Annotated in this window: 12 protein-coding genes; all 12 read right to left on the bottom strand. The window is 47.4% G+C overall.

The features are described from left to right. Nucleotides 1-301 precede the first annotated feature (301 nt). Nucleotides 302-3,838: a dynamin family protein gene (locus HUG20_RS08355; protein WP_200090051.1), complete on the bottom strand. Its 3,537-nt coding sequence runs from the start codon at nt 3,836-3,838 to the stop codon at nt 302-304. A 128-nt stretch (nt 3,839-3,966) separates the two neighbouring features. After that, nucleotides 3,967-4,623 (bottom strand): endonuclease III, encoded by a 657-nt coding sequence (gene nth, locus HUG20_RS08350; protein WP_200090441.1) that lies wholly within the window; start codon nt 4,621-4,623, stop codon nt 3,967-3,969. Between the two features lie 31 nt (nt 4,624-4,654). After that, entirely contained in the window at nt 4,655-5,356 is a 702-nt protein-coding gene (locus tag HUG20_RS08345) for a DnaD domain-containing protein (protein WP_200090047.1), read from the bottom strand. Nucleotides 5,357-5,416: 60 nt separating this feature from the next. Further along, a complete protein-coding gene (locus HUG20_RS08340; protein ID WP_200090046.1) occupies nt 5,417-6,601 on the bottom strand; it encodes a pyridoxal phosphate-dependent aminotransferase in 1,185 nt (394 codons plus the stop codon). Between the two features lie 154 nt (nt 6,602-6,755). Beyond that, nucleotides 6,756-7,241, bottom strand: coding sequence for a hypothetical protein (locus HUG20_RS08335; RefSeq protein WP_200090045.1), 486 nt, complete (start codon nt 7,239-7,241; stop codon nt 6,756-6,758). Between the two features lie 196 nt (nt 7,242-7,437). Continuing rightward, on the bottom strand, nt 7,438-8,733 hold the full coding sequence (locus HUG20_RS08330; RefSeq protein WP_200090044.1) for an amidohydrolase: 1,296 nt from the start codon (nt 8,731-8,733) through the stop codon (nt 7,438-7,440). Beyond that, nucleotides 8,730-11,561: an ATP-dependent DNA helicase DinG gene (gene dinG / locus HUG20_RS08325; protein ID WP_211200015.1), complete on the bottom strand. Its 2,832-nt coding sequence runs from the start codon at nt 11,559-11,561 to the stop codon at nt 8,730-8,732. Before dinG ends, HUG20_RS08330 begins: the two co-directional genes overlap by 4 nt. 184 nt (nt 11,562-11,745) lie before the next feature. Beyond that, entirely contained in the window at nt 11,746-12,597 is an 852-nt protein-coding gene (panC, locus tag HUG20_RS08320) for a pantoate--beta-alanine ligase (protein WP_200090042.1), read from the bottom strand. Nucleotides 12,598-12,615: 18 nt separating this feature from the next. Continuing rightward, nucleotides 12,616-13,578, bottom strand: a complete 963-nt coding sequence (locus tag HUG20_RS08315) for a biotin--[acetyl-CoA-carboxylase] ligase (protein WP_246476581.1) — start codon at nt 13,576-13,578, stop codon at nt 12,616-12,618. Next, nucleotides 13,568-14,710: a tRNA nucleotidyltransferase/poly(A) polymerase-related protein gene (locus HUG20_RS08310; RefSeq protein WP_200090040.1), complete on the bottom strand. Its 1,143-nt coding sequence runs from the start codon at nt 14,708-14,710 to the stop codon at nt 13,568-13,570. The genes HUG20_RS08315 and HUG20_RS08310 overlap by 11 nt, the downstream gene beginning before the upstream one ends. Next, nucleotides 14,707-15,840 carry an N-acetyl-alpha-D-glucosaminyl L-malate synthase BshA gene (bshA, locus tag HUG20_RS08305; RefSeq protein WP_200090038.1) on the bottom strand — a complete coding sequence of 378 codons (1,134 nt, stop codon included), beginning with the start codon at nt 15,838-15,840 and terminating at the stop codon, nt 14,707-14,709. The genes HUG20_RS08310 and bshA overlap by 4 nt, the downstream gene beginning before the upstream one ends. A 33-nt stretch (nt 15,841-15,873) precedes the next feature. Then, nucleotides 15,874-16,293, bottom strand: coding sequence for a methylglyoxal synthase (gene mgsA, locus HUG20_RS08300; RefSeq protein ID WP_200090439.1), 420 nt, complete (start codon nt 16,291-16,293; stop codon nt 15,874-15,876).

Raw genomic sequence — 16,293 nt, 5'->3', positions numbered from 1 at the left:
TTCATTGAATTTTGGATAGGTAAGGGTTTGAAGTTATCGTTCCCCTTTTCCCCTCTTATAAGCACTCAGTACTACTTTTACCATAAGAAACCCCTTTAGACAAACTGCATCTAAAGGGGCGAAACGATACATCTTTTTTTGATAAAGTGAAACTTCCATTAGAAGGAGTTTTTTATCCCCTTCTGATGGTTAGTTGAACCAATCGGGGTGTCGGTCGCCCGTTAACTCTCGCTTACGGGATTGAAGCAGGGGTTTTACGGACGCTTACCACCGGGATAAACGATGCAACTTTAATTTACATTTACAATTCCATCTGCAATCCGGTGATTTCGGCGTTTTTCCTGAGCGTTTTAATTTCTTCCTCGATCGGGATCACATCCGGCTCTTCAGACGTTAGAAATTGGAGCCTGTCCGCTTGTTTCTTCTCTTTGATTTTCATCTTTGTTTGCATATGCTCCTTGATGTTCCCCAGTTGGTCGCTTTTGCCTTTTCTTGCCGATTCGGCCGCAACTTGAATGCGCGCACGAACATGCTCTTCCAATAAAGAAAATACATCTGTTTTGAAAGCGTCAAATTCGCCATCGTAAAAAAAGGACTTTTTCAGTTTTCGCTTATTCGCTAACGTTTGGAGCAATTGAACCGGCAATTGAAGGTCAATCCCTGTTTCCAAACGGACGTACATGTCTTCAAATAAACGCCCGTCCCCGTACATCCGAGTCATTTGATCTACTAACGATGCATGTACGCTTTTTTCCAATGCATACTGTTCTTTTTGCCATTCCTCTTCACATTCCTTTAGAAACACGTCCAATGCCTGATGCAGCTGTCTTTCCCGTGCACTTTTATCCTTTGCATTTACGGACGCCACATGGATCGACGCGGCGAAACGATCCGCAAAAACCAATAACAATCGCCTCGTTACATGCCCTTCCCAAACTTTTATTTCCCCATCATCTGCATCAACGTTTTTAAGGTTCCATTCGGTTTCCATGTGTGTGCACTTTTCCTGTTCGGCTAGCCTTTTTCGCTCTTCTAATGGCTGTTTGCCAATGTTTGCAACCGTATGAAGGGCGTCGATTAAGGTATACAATTGCTTATTGATTTCCCGAATAGATTCCGCCTGCAAGCGAGGCCCTTCCACTGTTTCCAAATAATGCATAAAATCGGAAAACCGTTGATCACCATCAGGAGCAAGGGCACGCTTGCTTGAAAGGGGGACCGTAATGCTTTCGTGGCAGCCGGCTTGTTTTAATTGATCATTGACGAATGACGTTACGTACTGCGCTTCTTGCTCATCCTTTGCCAAGTCTGCCGCGTTGACCACCATGTAATGAGGAACTTGAATCTCTTTTATTCGTTTGATAAACGATTGGTCTGCCCGAGAAAAAGCATGATGATAATACGTAAGATACATAAACCGATCGGCGCTCTTTATTTTTTCGACCGCCATTCTCGTATGGCGCTCGTTCACGGATTGAACGCCTGGGGTGTCCACGAGTGACCAGCCTTTTGCGGTAATATCCGAACGAAAATAGACCGTCGATGTTTCAATCAAACAGGCATGGTCTTCTTTTGCGGCGATTTCTTGCCAATTATGAAGAGGCATGTCATAGGTTTTTCCGTATCCATATTGTTCTTTCTTCACGGCTAATTGTAGCGCACGTAAATACTCGAGGCGTTGTTTTTCCTCCAACGTATTTGTTTTTGCAATTGATAAGCCCTCGGCTTTTTTCAATCGTGTTAAATTAAACGTATAGCCGCATTCATAGGCGACCGCTTGTATTTCCGCGTCCAATACGGCTTCGGATTTTATTTGCACGGTTACATCGCCGTGTTGATATTTCTCATCCGGGTAACGAACGATCGTCAGCGATGCCGTCGTCGGATGGGGGGACACCGGCATGATCTCCTCCTGAACGAGGGCATTCAAAAACGTTGATTTGCCGGCACTGAATGCGCCTGCCATTACAAACGTATACTCGCATTTTCCCGCCTTTTTAATGGTGGTTAGCAAATCTTTGCGCTCGTCTTCCGCGTAAGGCTTGCCCATATATTTTTCCACGGTTTCTTTCCATGCCTGCCAATCAACTTGCGGTAGGCTACCCGCTCCCTGTGAAAATTCATCACGTGGGAACGTGTTCGTTTCCGTCTTGACCGGCTCGACTTGTTCGCTTACTTCAATGTCGACATGCAAACCATCCAGATCCGGCGAGCGCCCCAATAATGCTCCCATAGCTTCTTCTAAGCCTTCGTCACCTGCTAACGCTTCCGACGATGCTTTTACATGTGTGATTGAATCATCGATTGTTTTCAAGTGTTCTTCATTTTCTGCTTCCAACGCTTCAATTTCCTGAAACTCTCCGGCTTTTTCCGAAAGCCGAAATCGTTCATCTTCAGCTTGCCGTTCAACGTCGGCAACGATTTCCCGGAATAGAGGCCAGACTATATCTTTGACTTCTTTTAACAATGCGTGATTCAGACGGGAGGCCAACGTATAAACGTATTGATCGTTTTTCACCCCATCGCCAACAAACGAACGTAACCAGCCGGATTCCCCGGCGCGAAACGGGATGGTTTGCACAATCGCTTCCGCATGTCGGGCGATGGATGGCGAAAGGGGTAATTTCTTAAAGTACTCGCTTAAATACAACTGCACTTCTGTATCCCAACGCCGCTTCAGCGCAAGTGTCAACGCTTCTTCCCGCTTCTCTTGTTCGGCGATCTTCTTCTTTTTCGATCCGAACATGCCGACTTTGAACGATGAATCCAGCGATTCAATCCATGTTTTTGTGTCTTCCATCAAGTCGTGGGGAAACAAATAGGTTTGCTTAAAAAATTCATCAAGCCGATGACGCATGTCAGCGATCGCTTGACGGCTTTCTTCATCCAAACGTTTTACCCTTTCGCGGATCTGCACGAGCATTTGATGGTCTCCGACCGTAAATCCGTGTGCCTGCAGGGAATCTTCAATTGCTTGCTCTCCCCTTGCGCGGTCCCGATACAAGCGTTCTAAAAGAGCGGAGACGGCACTGCGGACCATTCGCGTTTTTGACTGTTCTTTGAGCGATGCAGCGTGATAAAGAAAGGACCGCATGTCCCCGATCCAACTTGTAAGTTCATTTTCCGGGTGATCGAGTTGATAGCCGGATGTAAAATAAAGGGCAATCGGATGAATGTCAAACCGTTGCAACATATCCCGCAAACCATGGGAGAAGATAGAAAAAGACAACTCGTTTTCATCATGTTTGTCAATTTGATTCACAACGAGAACGATTGGTTTGTTTTCCCGTTGCATTTGCCGTAAAAAACGAAGATTCGTCTCCGAGCGTACATGATTATAATCCGTAATATAAATGATCGCATCTGTCGTTAACAATTCGGTTCCCGTATAGCTTTCATGGGTGCCATCGGTTGAATCTACCCCGGGTGTATCCGCCAGTGTTACGCCCGCGGGAAGAAAAGGCAACGGGAGGGAAAGTTTAATTTCCCGAATACTCGCACCATCGAGTGCAAAGGATTGCAACTTCTCCCAAGGGATGCGGCCGGAAAAAACGTGAGTTTTACCATCATTCGTGATGGCTGTAAGACCGGGATCACCAGCAGCGATTGTCATAATATTTGCGGTCGTTGGAATAGGGCTGGATGGTAAAAGATCAGCACCCAGCAAATGGTTTAACAACGTTGATTTTCCTGCGGAAAAATGTCCGCAAACGGCAACGGAAAACGGGGAATCGTATGCGAGTTTCCCGTCAAGCTTTTCCAACCTGGCTTTCTCCGGTTCGCCGAATGGCAATGTTCGTTTTCGTTCTTCCAAAGGGGTGAGGGTTTCCGTCGTCACGCCTTCTCCTCCTCATAAAGTGAAACTTTCAACAGAGGGTGGTTTTCCCTCTGATGGTTCGTTGAACAAATCGGGGTGTTAGTCGCCCGTTAACTCCGGGCGCTTACCACCGGGATTACGGTTCAAGATCATCCAGTTGCTTTTTCTTTCATTCGCTTTTGGCCTTCCCGGCAGATGGAAAGCAACGGGCATGCCGGACAGGATGGATTACGTGCTTTGCAATGATAGCGGCCAAAAAAAATAAGCAAGTGGTGGCTTTTCGACCATTTTTCTTCCGGCAGTTTTTCCATGAGTGTTTTTTCTACTTGCAGGACACTATCTTTCCAGCGGCAAATGCCGAGTCTTTTCGACACCCGTTCCACGTGTGTATCCACGGCGATTGCCGGCAAATCAAAAGCTACCGATGCCACCACATTCGCGGTTTTGCGTCCGACACCGGCAAGTTCCATTAATGCATCGCGATCGGCAGGCACGTTTCCGTTGTATTGCGTTAGAAGGGAATGGCTCATTTTCTTTAGATTTTTGGCCTTATTCCTGTAAAGACCGATGGAGCGTATTGCTTGTTCCAGATCTTCCGAGGAGCTGGCGACAATATCTTCGGGCCCTTTGTAGGTTTCAAATAAATGTGGAGTCACTTTATTGACGAGGGCATCGGTGCATTGGGCAGACAATATGACAGCCACTAGCAGCTCAAAAGCGTTTCGGTGCCAAAGTTCACATTGGGCATCCGGAAACATCTCTTCCATCGTATCGATGGCGTGAACGGTGTCTCTTTTGGATAGCATTTTCTCTTTTGCCACCCCCCTTTTCGGTCATCTAATCGGCTTCCAGCCAATTATAGTTTGGATAAGGCTGGGTCTGGGGCTGTTCCTCCGATGGTGCTTTACCCCTTTGTTTTTGTCGGAATTTTTCACTGAAAGCATCCGCTTCTTCAGGCGTTTTAATGCCATTTTTTTGCCATTCAAACAAGATGCGGTCAATGTAACGCAAATTTAATTTGCCCGAAATCACAGCTTCCCGCAATGCCGCCCTTATTAATGGATACGTGTACTGGTCCCGGTCTATCCACATGGCGAGCGTCTCCCCTTCCATCGGGGAGAGCGGTCGCCCGAATTCATTTTCAAATAATCTGTACAGCTCGCCGGCATCTATATCGTTCTCATTATTCTCCGGTGCATGTTCTGCTTCAAGATAAGCAATGACTTTGTCATAAAAAGGCCCCAGGCTATACGTTTCATACATTACACCGTTATCATCCTCGTTTTGTTCAAGACGAAGGACTCCCCGCTTTAATAACCGACCGATCGCCTGTTGACAGTTATTCACAGTCAATGTCATTTTTTGTGCCAATTGCTCCGGAGTCGGGAAGTTATGGCCTTGTTGGACAAAACGATGGATGTGCAGCAGCAGCATCATATCGTTTTCGTTTATGCCGAGCGCATCGTAATAATCAAGAAATACGGCTGGAATCGATACATGACCTTTTTCCAAAAGCTTGATCATAACGTCCCGTTCCATGCGTATTCTCCCTTTCGTTCGTGATTGTCTCCCTTTGATCGGGTCGTTCCATTCTGCGATTTAGGACGTCGTGCGCTTAATAAAGTGTTCGATTCGCTCTAAGGCATCCGTGATGAACGAAAGGGAGGTAGCATAGGATAAACGCACATTGTCAGGAGCGCCGAATCCTGCACCGGGAACGATCGCCACTTGTTCTTGTTCCAACAAAGCGGCAGCCCAATCGTCCACAGATGCAAATCCGCCGGCGTCCGAAGCTTCCTTTACATTCGGGAATAAATAAAATGCGCCTTGCGGTTTCATGCAACTGACACCCGGGATTCCCACGAGTTGTTCATATGCCAGGTCCAACCGTTCTTCGAACGCCTGTCGCATTTCTTCCACAGGTGCTTGGTCCGAATTATAAGCGGCGATTGCGCCGTACTGCGCCGGCGTCGTCGGGTTCGACGTGGAATGGCTCGCCAAGTTGCTCATTGCCCGAATAAGCTCCTTATCACCTGCAGCGTAGCCAATTCTCCATCCCGTCATGGAATAGGATTTAGAAACACCATTTACGATAATGGTACGCGCTTTTAAATCTTCCGAAAGGCCTGCAATGGAGTAATGTTTTGCATCTCCATAGATCAGTTTTTCATAAATTTCATCCGAAACGATCAAGATATCACGCTCTGCCGCCACTTCGCCGATAGCTTGCAGTTCCTCTTTTGTATACATTCCCCCGGTCGGATTGCTCGGGGAGTTTACAATCATTGCCTTCGTTTTCGGCGTTATCGCATTCGTCAATGTTTCTTTTGTCATCTTGAAATCATTTTCTTCTTTTGTTTGCAAAATGACGGGGGTTCCGCCGGCGAGTTTAATTTGTTCAGGGTAACTTACCCAAAAGGGAGCGGGTACAATCACCTCGTCTCCCTCGTCCAACAAAGCCTGAAAAATCGTATACAACGCGTGCTTGGCACCCGAGGATACCATGATTTCTTCTTGTATGTAGGTGAGGTTTTGATCTCTTTTAAATTTATCGATAATCGCTTCTTTAAGCGTGGGCAAACCTCCGGACGGCGTATATTTTGTCTCGCCTTCTTTCATGGAAAGGGTTGCCGCATCAATGATGTAGTCAGGCGTGTTAAAGTCCGGTTCTCCCGCACCCAAACCGATCACATCATGCCCCGCCGCTTTCAATGCTTTCGCTTTTGCTGTGATGGCGAGCGTTGATGATGGGGTAATCGTTTCTACTCGTTTCGACAGTTTCATGTTGTTCCTCCTTTAAAAAGCGCAAGGTGCGCTAATGCCGGCGTTGTTGCAGGATGTTCCCTTGGCCGACTTTCTTAATTTAAAGTGTACGCAATGACAAGATGAACTGCAACACCCGAAATAAGGTGTTTTGTCTGCTGTATGCCTCTCAGGCCTATCCGTTGCCGGGCAGACGGTATTGTTTGAATGATTCTCCTTCTTCCGCTGTATAATAGTCATAGTAAAGGATGTCATCTGCGTCCGAATAAACGAGTTCATAGACGATTTCCTCTTCTTCGAAACCGATACGGATCTCTCGTACGTCGATCTCTCCATGCTCGGAACGGGCCTCGTTGATGACCGTTTCCTCATCCGTTACGTCGGCAAGGGGAACGCGCTCGATCTGTTCATAACCCTCATCATAAAACCAATAATATTGGTCACCGTCTGTTTGCGTTGTCGTGGCTACGTAGATCGTTTCCATCCCGTAAAACACATGGAAATCGTCAAATGTTTCCGCGTCTTCATCCTCCGAAACAAGCCATGCAACTGCTTCTTTTTGTTCTTCTTTCGGGGCTTCAATGCTTTGGTAAAATCCATACACCCCCAGCCCCAATAAAAGGACAAGGGCAACAACTCCCAAAATGATCCAACTCCGCATCGCGTACCTCCCAACTGATGCGATTCCTTTTTAGCCGTTAACTTCCCAAACGAGGGACGGAATTGCATCCTTGCCGTGATTTTCTTCGTAAGCGCCGCCCCTTCATTGAGCATAATAAGACTGTTCTCTTCTAGAGAGAAATTAAAATACGCCCGCACATGAAAGGCTGTTCCACGCAGCCTTTCTTTTTTTAGGATTAGTGATCGTCAGCAAGCTTCTCTGATGCAGCCATCGCTTCATGGCGAATCTTTTCCTCATCAACAGTGAGAAGTCTGCCATCTCGCATGAGAGGCTTCCCTTCAACAAAAACGTCGGTTACATCCCGTCCGGTAGCGGAATAAACGAGTGTTCCGTGATTAATGCGCGGAATCATATGTGCTTGATCGCTGTTAATGAAAATAAAATCGGCATCATAGCCTTCTTCAATGAATCCCGCGTTGGAAAAGCCAAGCGCGTTTGCGCCATTCACCGTTGCCATTTCCAAAATCGTTTGCGCATCCGTCGCATTCGCCTCTTCTTCCAATCCTTTATGAACCATCGCTGCTTGTCGCATTTCATCAAAGACATCCAATGTGTTATTCGAAGCTGCACTATCTGTACCGAGAGAAACCGGGATATGATGATTTAACAATTGGGGCAACGGTGCGATTCCCGAACCCAATTTTAAATTGCTTTGCGGATTATGGGATACATGGACGCCGTTGTCTTTCAGCCCCGTGAGTTCCGAATGGTTAATATGGACAGCGTGCACAGCGAGAGATCCCTTTGTCAAGATGCCTTCTTCCAAAAGATGAGCGACAGGCGGCAAGCCATGCTTTGTTTCGTGTTCCTTTACTTCCTTTCGTGTTTCGGCAATGTGAATCTGCAAAGGCAGTGCCGCTTCCTCCGCTTTTGCTTTTGTTTCCCGTAAAAATTCAAGCGGACACGTATAAGGGGCATGAGGGAAAACGGCGCCCCTCAGGCGTCCACTCGCGGAAGATTGGCATGATTTCGCGTAATCAATGGCCGTTTTCAGCTTTTCCTGTTGTTCTTTCTTTGAGCCGAAAGCGATCATTCCGCGCGAGAGGGAAGCTTTCATGCCCGATTCCTCTGTCAACGCCGCCGCGCCTTCCCGGTTGAGATGATACATATCGGCAAAACAAGTCGTACCGGAACGAATCATTTCAACGATCGCGAGTGCCGTTCCGGCAGCGGCACTTTCATCATCCAATGCAGCTTCCGCGGGCCAAATTTTTTCGTTTAACCAACGCTCAAGGGGCAAATCATCACTGATCCCCCTAAGCAATGTCATCGGCGTATGGCCGTGGGTATTGACGAGCCCGGGCATGAGGATTTTCTTCTGCCCGTCTATCCTTTCCCACCCATATTCGGCCTGCGGTTCTCCTTCTCCGACTGCAACAATTTTTTTGTCTTTCACTTTGACAAAACCTTTGGAGATCATCCGCACTGCATCGATAATCGTTACATTCGTTACCACATATGGGCGTGTCATCGGGGGTCATCCTCCTGATACTCCTGATAAAATTCCTCCGCACGTGCAAGCAATTGTTCCGCAGGTGCGAATAATTGCGGCATAGTCGGCAAGGAGCGCAAAAACACCTTTCCATAACGGGCTTGGATGAGCCGCTTGTCTAAAACAAAGACAAGTCCACGGTCCCTTTTTGTGCGAATCAAACGTCCGAACCCTTGTTTAAATCGGAGAACCGCCCGGGGTAATGCCAGCCGGCTAAATGCGTTGCTCCCATCCGCTTCAATCTGTTTTGCTTTCGCCATGTACACCGGATCATCCGGCGGGGCAAAAGGCAAACGTACGATAATGAGCGCTCGGACGTCTTCTCCCGGCAAATCAATGCCCTCCCAAAATGTCGTCGTTCCCATTAAAATCGACCGCTCGTGGCTACGAAACTGTTTCACAAGTTTAGAACGATTATCCCCATTCACTCCCTGAGCAAAAAGGGAGTAACTCAAATCTTGCATATGCGGTTTCATCAATTTGGACACGTCTTTTACCATTTGATGGGAGGTGAACAGGACGAGCATCCGACCGTTGACACAGGATGTGAGTGAACAAATAAAATGAGCGACGGCATCCGTAAAACGCTCTTCCCCATCCAGGCGGATGTCCGGAAAATCTTCCGGGACGAGCAACTGCGCTTGCTTCTCATACTGAAAAGGAGAAGCTAGCTGTAAACATTCCGGCTGTGCATTTGTTAATCCGAGTTGGTCGATCGTATATTGAAAAGACCCTTTCACGGTAAGCGTCGCTGAGGTAAGAATAATGCTTTTCGTGTTTGAAAAAAAATCTCCGGCGAGTTGCTCGCTAATATTAATCGGCCTACGGTACAATCGTAAACGATCCGGGCGCTTGTTGGCATCGCTTTCTGCCCAATACACTTCGTTTTTTTCTTCGGAAGTTAAGAGCGATGCCAGTATCGTTTGCGCTTCTTCCAAATCGTTGCAGAGTGTGTTCACTTTTTGAAGCAACGTTTCTTCCGCGGGCGCGAGCGCCTCGTTTTTTAGCGTGCGGATGAGGGAACGCCAGGCACGAATGACATCATTTCCTCCTGCTTCCGTTCGCTTCCATACATCAAACACATGAGCATTGAGCACGTCATCGGGGATATATACTTCGCTTTTTTCCCGTGTGCGTTTGTCATTTTTTACAATCGCCGTTTGCAAAACGGTAAATAATTGATTCCATTCATGATGCAACGATTGCAATTCCCGTTTGCGTTCACTCAGCCAATCGGCGGAAACCGCAGTTGGGTGGCGGTCGATCAAAACGGAAATATCGGCGAATAATCCCGCATGTTCCTGTACCCCAAATTGATTATACAAACGCATAAAATGTTGGTAGCTCATGGTTGCTCCCAAGTGACGCCCCGCAGCTTCTTCCAAATGATGGGCTTCATCCACGACCAAATATTCATAGGCAGGGAGCGTACGCGTTCCCTGAAAATGATCGGTAAACAAAAGCGCATGATTGGTGATAATGATATCTGCCTGTCTGGCGTTCTCCTTGGTTCTCGGATAAAAACAGCGGGAGAAAAAAGCGCAATTCGAATGTGTGCAAGATTCCGGATCACTTTTCAACTCATCCCACAGGGCATATCCCCCGTTTGGCAAATTAAGCTCTTCCACGTCGCCTGTTTCCGTCTCTGTCAGCCAAATCAAAAGTTGGGCGGCACTTAATTGTTCGTCGTAAGATGCTTGTCTCGTTCCCCTTATCTGCTCCAAAAAATGGGCGAATTTTTGCAAGCATAAATAATGGCTACGCCCCTTCAGTACCGTCGCTTCAATCGGAAGGCTCAACCCTTTTTCCAATAAAGGCACATCCCGATCTTTAATTTGCTGTTGTAAAGCAACGGTTTCCGTTGCGATCACCACCGGACGATTTTTCTCTCTGCTCTTGACAACGGCAGGATACAAGTAAGCCAACGTTTTCCCCGTGCCGGTTGCCGCCTCCGCGATAAGATGCTTTCCATCCGCAAAACAAGCATAGACGTTATCGGCCATGTGTTCTTGGCCGTCTCGATGTTCAAAAGAAGGAGAGACATTCGCAAGAGCACCGTTCATCCCGAAAAAATCCTCGGCATTAAAAGGGATTGTCGCTTTCACTTCCGCTCGGGTGGCCGTTTGCTTTTTCAAGGCAAAATCTTGATAAATGTCATAGGTACTTGCTTTTTTTCGATGGCGTGTTCTCGCCGTTTTCATCGCATCGTATACCCATAAATGCAAACCTCTATACATATCAGTGGTACAGGCTTCAAGCTGCTGCAACGTAACATGGGGCAATGCATCCAATTTTTTTAACATCAGGAGCAAAAGATGAGCCGTAACTTCTGCATCACTTCCGGCACGATGAGGGTTCTCGTGAGAAAGGTTGAATTGGTCTGCTAATGATGCTAAACGATACCCATCAAGCGTTGGGTAGAGCATACGCGCCATTTCCACCGTATCCAACACGTCTCCGCGAAATCCTTCATAACCGGCTTCAACGAGTTCATTATTCAAAAAATGTAAATCAAAATCAATATGATGGGCGACCAAACAAGCGCCGTCCAAATCATTTAAAATATCGGGCGCCAACTCCGAAAATAACGGCGCATCCATTAAGTCATCTTCTGTTATGCCTGTAAGCCGGCTAACAAAGGAGGGGATTTTCCGATCACAAGACACAAAAGAAGAGAACGTCTTCGTGACTTGACCGTTCCATACGACGGCCAGACCTATTTCGATGATTCGGTCGCCGTCCTGCAGCCGATTCCCCGTCGTTTCCACGTCAATCACGACGAATTTATTCGATTTATCTATGGTCATGGCATTCATCACATCATTCTTCACTAATCAATGTCTACATTTTATCATAAAGCATCATGATCGTCATAGCGGCAATTTCCCGAGGAGGAACAAGAAGAGCAGAGTAACCTCTAACAGAGGGCGCGATGCTCCGAAAGGTACAAGTGAGGCATAGTAATCCCTCAAGCAATGGGCGCGCTAAAAGTTACTCCCGCTCAAAAATTACATTGTCAATCAAACGCGCTTGCGGATAGCGAACGGCAGCGGCGAGAATGAGCTGTTCGTCCGTGTCATTTTCATCTGACGGCTCCAGGCTCGGGTATGTCAAAAGCTCCACGTAATCGATGGAAGCAGTAATACGTTCCGAGAGCTCGGCAGTGACCTCACGCTCCGTTTTCACCGGGCTTTCCTTCTGTTGACGAAACCGTTCATAACCTTTTTGTAAGGTTTTGTATAAAAGCGGCGCTTCCTTTCGTTCGCCCTCGCTTAAAAATACATTTCGCGAGGAAAGCGCTAAGCCATCTTCTTCTCGAACGGTTTCGCCGCCCACAACGGCAACGTCTAAATGAAAATCCTCACACATGCGTGTTAAAATCGCGAGTTGCTGGCCGTCTTTTTTTCCAAAATAAGCAGCGTCCGGGCGTACCAGTTGCAAGAATTTCATTACAACGGTAGCCATGCCGTCAAAATGACCGGGACGGTGACGACCGCAAAGACGTTCGCTCATTTTGCCTACCCTAACGGTTACAGCCGGATCCCTTGGATAAATATCGTCCACCGACGGCAACCAAAGGACGTCGACACCTGACGCTTTTGCTTTTTCAATATCCGCCTCTTCCTGGCGCGGATAATGGTCATAATCTTCCCCTTCCCCGAACTGTAAGGGATTGACGAAAATCGTCATAACCAATTGGTCATGATCGGCCTTTGCTTGCTTTGCCAACTGCAGATGTCCTTGATGCAACGCCCCCATTGTCGGAACGAGGGCAATGGAACCATTTCCCTCCATTTGATCACGACAGTTCAGCCATTCTTTTTTTGTTCGGCAAATAAGCATCCTCGTTCCTCCTTTGGATTATTCCAAATCACCGCTGTAAATCAAATGAACCTTCCCCTGTTGATCCTTTAATTGCAAGACGCCTTCACGATTAATACCTAGCATGTGCCCAACTACGGTTGTGTTGCCCTGCACGGCTTTTACCGGCCGCTCATAAAGCGCCGCATACTTTTCCCACGTTTCGCGAATGTAATCAAATCCATTTTCAATCCAAGTGTCATACCATTTTTCAAAAGAAATAAACAAAGCCTGCAGAATATGTGCCCGCGGCCATTCCTTTTCGCTTTCCACGTATAATGACGTCGCTTTTTCCTGGAGCTCTTCGGGAAATTGGGCTTGTTTTTGATTAATATTTAATCCGATCCCGACGATCATCATTTGCATTTTGTCCGCTTCCGCTTGCATTTCCGTCAAAATGCCCGAAACTTTTCGGTTATTAATATATATATCGTTCGGCCATTTGATTTGCACAGGAAGTTGCGTCGTTTGTTCCAACGCTTCTGCTGCCGCAACCGCAGTCACTAATGTTAACTGCGGTGCTTCTCTGATCGATATGTCCGGTTTGACAACGATGGATACGCTGACGCTCGTCTGTTCCGGCGATTGCCACGGCCGTTCCATCCGTCCCCTTCCTCCAGTTTGTTCACTGGCAACGATCGCTGTTCCATGGGGGGTTCCTTCACGATAGGCCTTTTTTGCAAGCGTTTGCGTCGAGGTCACTTTTGATTTAAAAAAAGTTGTCTGCCCAATGCTTTTTGTCGATAAGCCGGCTTTGATTTCAGCTTCGCTTAATGTTTCCGGACGTGTTTTCAATTGATAACCTTTCCGGGGAATGGCTTCGATTACATACCCTTCTTTGCGTAAATCTTCCATATGTTTCCATACGGCTGTTCGACTCACTCCTAAGCGGTCGCTTATTTGCTGTCCGGAAACATAGCCGTCCTGCATTTCCGTTAACACTTGCAACAGATCATGTTTCATACAAACGCTCCTTTGCCCAAGTAAGTAACGCCGCTCGCTCATTTGCCACCTGTTGTTCCACCACGGCCAATTCCAACGCATGCAACATGTCCCCGAGCCATGGTCCTGGTTCCCAATTCATATGGGTGCTGATTTCAAGCGGAGAAACGGCCAGCTCATGCCGGCTTTGAATCGGCAGTTCAGCCAAAAGGCTCCTCACATTCATTACTCCTCCGGGAACCGAACCCGAGAGAATGTGCGCCATCTTCTCCGCAGCCAAAGCTGTCGTTTTTCCGGCCTCATAGAGGCGCCACCGATCCCACGGGGCCTCCATTCGCCTTTTCGTATAAAAAAACAATTGTTCCGCTTTTTTTGCCATTGTTTTCGGTAATCGCCACTTTTTCAAGCAATGGCGCACGTTTTCCTCTCCGAGCAGATAGAAAAATACCACCCATTTTTCCACAAGCGTATTGACTTTATGCAACGCCGAAAAGACGGGAGGTTTATGTAACCGTGTGGCATCCGGACATAAAATCGAAAGGATGCCTTGCTCGGCTAACCATTGCATCCCGGAAGCAGCATCGCGGCTTCGCAACAAACGGTTCAATTCCTCCCCGATTCTTTCGGCTGCGATTGTATTTATGCGCTGACGCTCTGCTTTGCTACTTTTTGCAACACGGGGATCGACCGTGAATTGGTAGTCAGCCACCAAGCGAGCGGCACGCAGCATACGCAGAGGGTCCGATTGAATCGAATCCTCGCGGACAAGCCGAAGCACTTGGCGTTCAATATCGACCTTTCCATAAAAAGGATCGATCCATTCTCCCCTTTCATTTATGGCTATCGCGTTTACGGTAAAATCTCTTGCCGCTAAATTCTCCATCAGTGAGTGCCCTTGTAATTCACTGATTTCCACACGCACTTTGGCCTTCATCATGGAAAGGAGCGGAATGTTCGTTCCAATGATGGCCGCCTCTGGGAAAATGCCCTCCAGTTCATCCATCGTTGCCGAGGTGACGATATCAAGGTCAGCGGAAGCTTCTTTTAAAAGCCAATTGCGAAGAGCTCCGCCGACAATATATGCATCATGCCCATCGCTTGCCAATGTTTGCAGCAAGGAGAGTCCCAACTGCCATTCATTGTTTGTAGTCATGGCCGTTCCAACATTTCCGCGTAAAGTTTTTCATAGCTGGCGACGATCGTATCACTATTGAATTTCGAGAATGCACGCGTCTTTGCGGCATTGGACATTCGACGATGCATCGCTTTATCGTTAAGAATCGCAAGTGTTGCCTCGGCGGCTGCTTCATAATCGTAAACCGGGCGAATCAGCCCCGTTTCTCCATCGCAGATCACCTCAGGAATGCCCCCGATATTGGTGCCGATGACCGGCACACCGACGGCCATCGCTTCCAATGCCGTAAGGCCGAAACTTTCCTTTTCCGATAGCAAAAGCATAGCATCGGCAAGGGAAATCAGTTCATAAATGCGGCTTTGATTGCCGAGAAATAAGACATCTTCTTGGATGCCTTCCGCTTCGACAAGTTCTTCAATCGAATTTCGTTCCCGGCCGTCCCCAATCAGAAGCAGCTTGCTTCGTTTTTCTTGCCGTATGAGACGAAAAGCGCGAACTACGTCTTCGACCCTTTTCACCGGACGAAAATTAGACATATGTACGATCACATCTTCATCATCTTTGATGTCGTAACTTCGCCGTAATGCATGCTGATTGGCGGGCACGGCAATATTTGGCGGGACAAAATTATAAACCGGCTCCATATGCTTTGCAATGTCCAATTGTTCTTTTGTTTCATTAACGAGAAAGCGGGACACGGCCGTAACCTTATCCGAACGATTAATTCCATAACGGATAATATTTTGCAAGGACGGGTCATTGGCAAGCACGGTAATATCCGTGCCATGCAGCGTCGTCATTACTTTCACGTTCCCGCCGCTCATATCCTTGGCAAGAGCAGCGGAAACGGCATGAGGAACGGCATAATGGACATGCAAAAGATCCAAATCATACCTTTCGGTAACTTCTGCCATTTTACTGGCCAATGTTAAGTCATAGGGAGGATATCGAAAAATTTGATATTGGTTAACTTCCACCTTATGGAAATTAATGTTCGTATAAGCTCGGTCCAACCGAAAAGGTAAGCCGGACGTAATAAAATGGATCTCATGCCCCTTTTCCGCCAAGCGTTTGCCAAGCTCGGTTGCTACAATACCGGATCCGCCAACGGTGGGATAACATGTGATCCCGATTTTTAAGGCTTTCATAGTAAAACAGAACCTACCCTCCTACCCTTCCGGTTATTCATGGCGGCTATCTCTATCGCAGGTTTCCTTTTTGTGGAAATGAAAAGCTCCGTCGTTCAAGGCGCCCACAAGGATTTCAGCCGTGCCCATGTTCGTCGCAATCGGAACTTCGTGTACGTCACAAAGGCGAATCAGCGCGGTAATATCAGGTTCATGCGGTTGGGCTTGCAAAGGGTCACGAAAAAAGAGAACCAAATCAAGCTTCCCTGCCGCTACACGCGCACCCAACTGTTGATCCCCGCCTAACGGTCCGGATAAAAAACGGGTGATGGGGAGATCCGTCGCTTCGGAAATACGTTTTCCGGTCGTTCCCGTGGCGAAGAGAGCATGAGCAGCTAAAATATGCCGGTAGGCAATGGTGAAGTTGACGATTTCCTCTTTTTTACGGTCATGAGCAATCAGAGCAATATTCAT

Origin of the sequence: Salicibibacter cibi, assembly GCF_016495865.1 — a bacterium.
GTDB lineage: Bacteria > Bacillota > Bacilli > Bacillales > Marinococcaceae > Salicibibacter > Salicibibacter cibi.
Note: the sequence above shows the minus strand (reverse complement) of the source record. Positions and strands in the feature narration are given on the sequence as shown.

What these genes read in the sequence shown, in the direction of transcription:
- nth (WP_200090441.1), bottom strand. Translation starts at nt 4,623, where the DNA reads ATGCTATCCAAAAGAGACACCGTTCACGCCATCGATACGATGGAAGAG.
- HUG20_RS08345 (WP_200090047.1), bottom strand. Translation starts at nt 5,356, where the DNA reads ATGGAACGGGACGTTATGATCAAGCTTTTGGAAAAAGGTCATGTATCG.
- HUG20_RS08340 (WP_200090046.1), bottom strand. Translation starts at nt 6,601, where the DNA reads ATGAAACTGTCGAAACGAGTAGAAACGATTACCCCATCATCAACGCTC.
- HUG20_RS08335 (WP_200090045.1), bottom strand. Translation starts at nt 7,241, where the DNA reads ATGCGGAGTTGGATCATTTTGGGAGTTGTTGCCCTTGTCCTTTTATTG.
- HUG20_RS08330 (WP_200090044.1), bottom strand. Translation starts at nt 8,733, where the DNA reads ATGACACGCCCATATGTGGTAACGAATGTAACGATTATCGATGCAGTG.
- dinG (WP_211200015.1), bottom strand. Translation starts at nt 11,561, where the DNA reads ATGACCATAGATAAATCGAATAAATTCGTCGTGATTGACGTGGAAACG.
- panC (WP_200090042.1), bottom strand. Translation starts at nt 12,597, where the DNA reads ATGCTTATTTGCCGAACAAAAAAAGAATGGCTGAACTGTCGTGATCAA.
- HUG20_RS08315 (WP_246476581.1), bottom strand. Translation starts at nt 13,578, where the DNA reads ATGAAACATGATCTGTTGCAAGTGTTAACGGAAATGCAGGACGGCTAT.
- HUG20_RS08310 (WP_200090040.1), bottom strand. Translation starts at nt 14,710, where the DNA reads ATGACTACAAACAATGAATGGCAGTTGGGACTCTCCTTGCTGCAAACA.
- bshA (WP_200090038.1), bottom strand. Translation starts at nt 15,840, where the DNA reads ATGAAAGCCTTAAAAATCGGGATCACATGTTATCCCACCGTTGGCGGA.
- mgsA (WP_200090439.1), bottom strand. Translation starts at nt 16,293, where the DNA reads ATGAATATTGCTCTGATTGCTCATGACCGTAAAAAAGAGGAAATCGTC.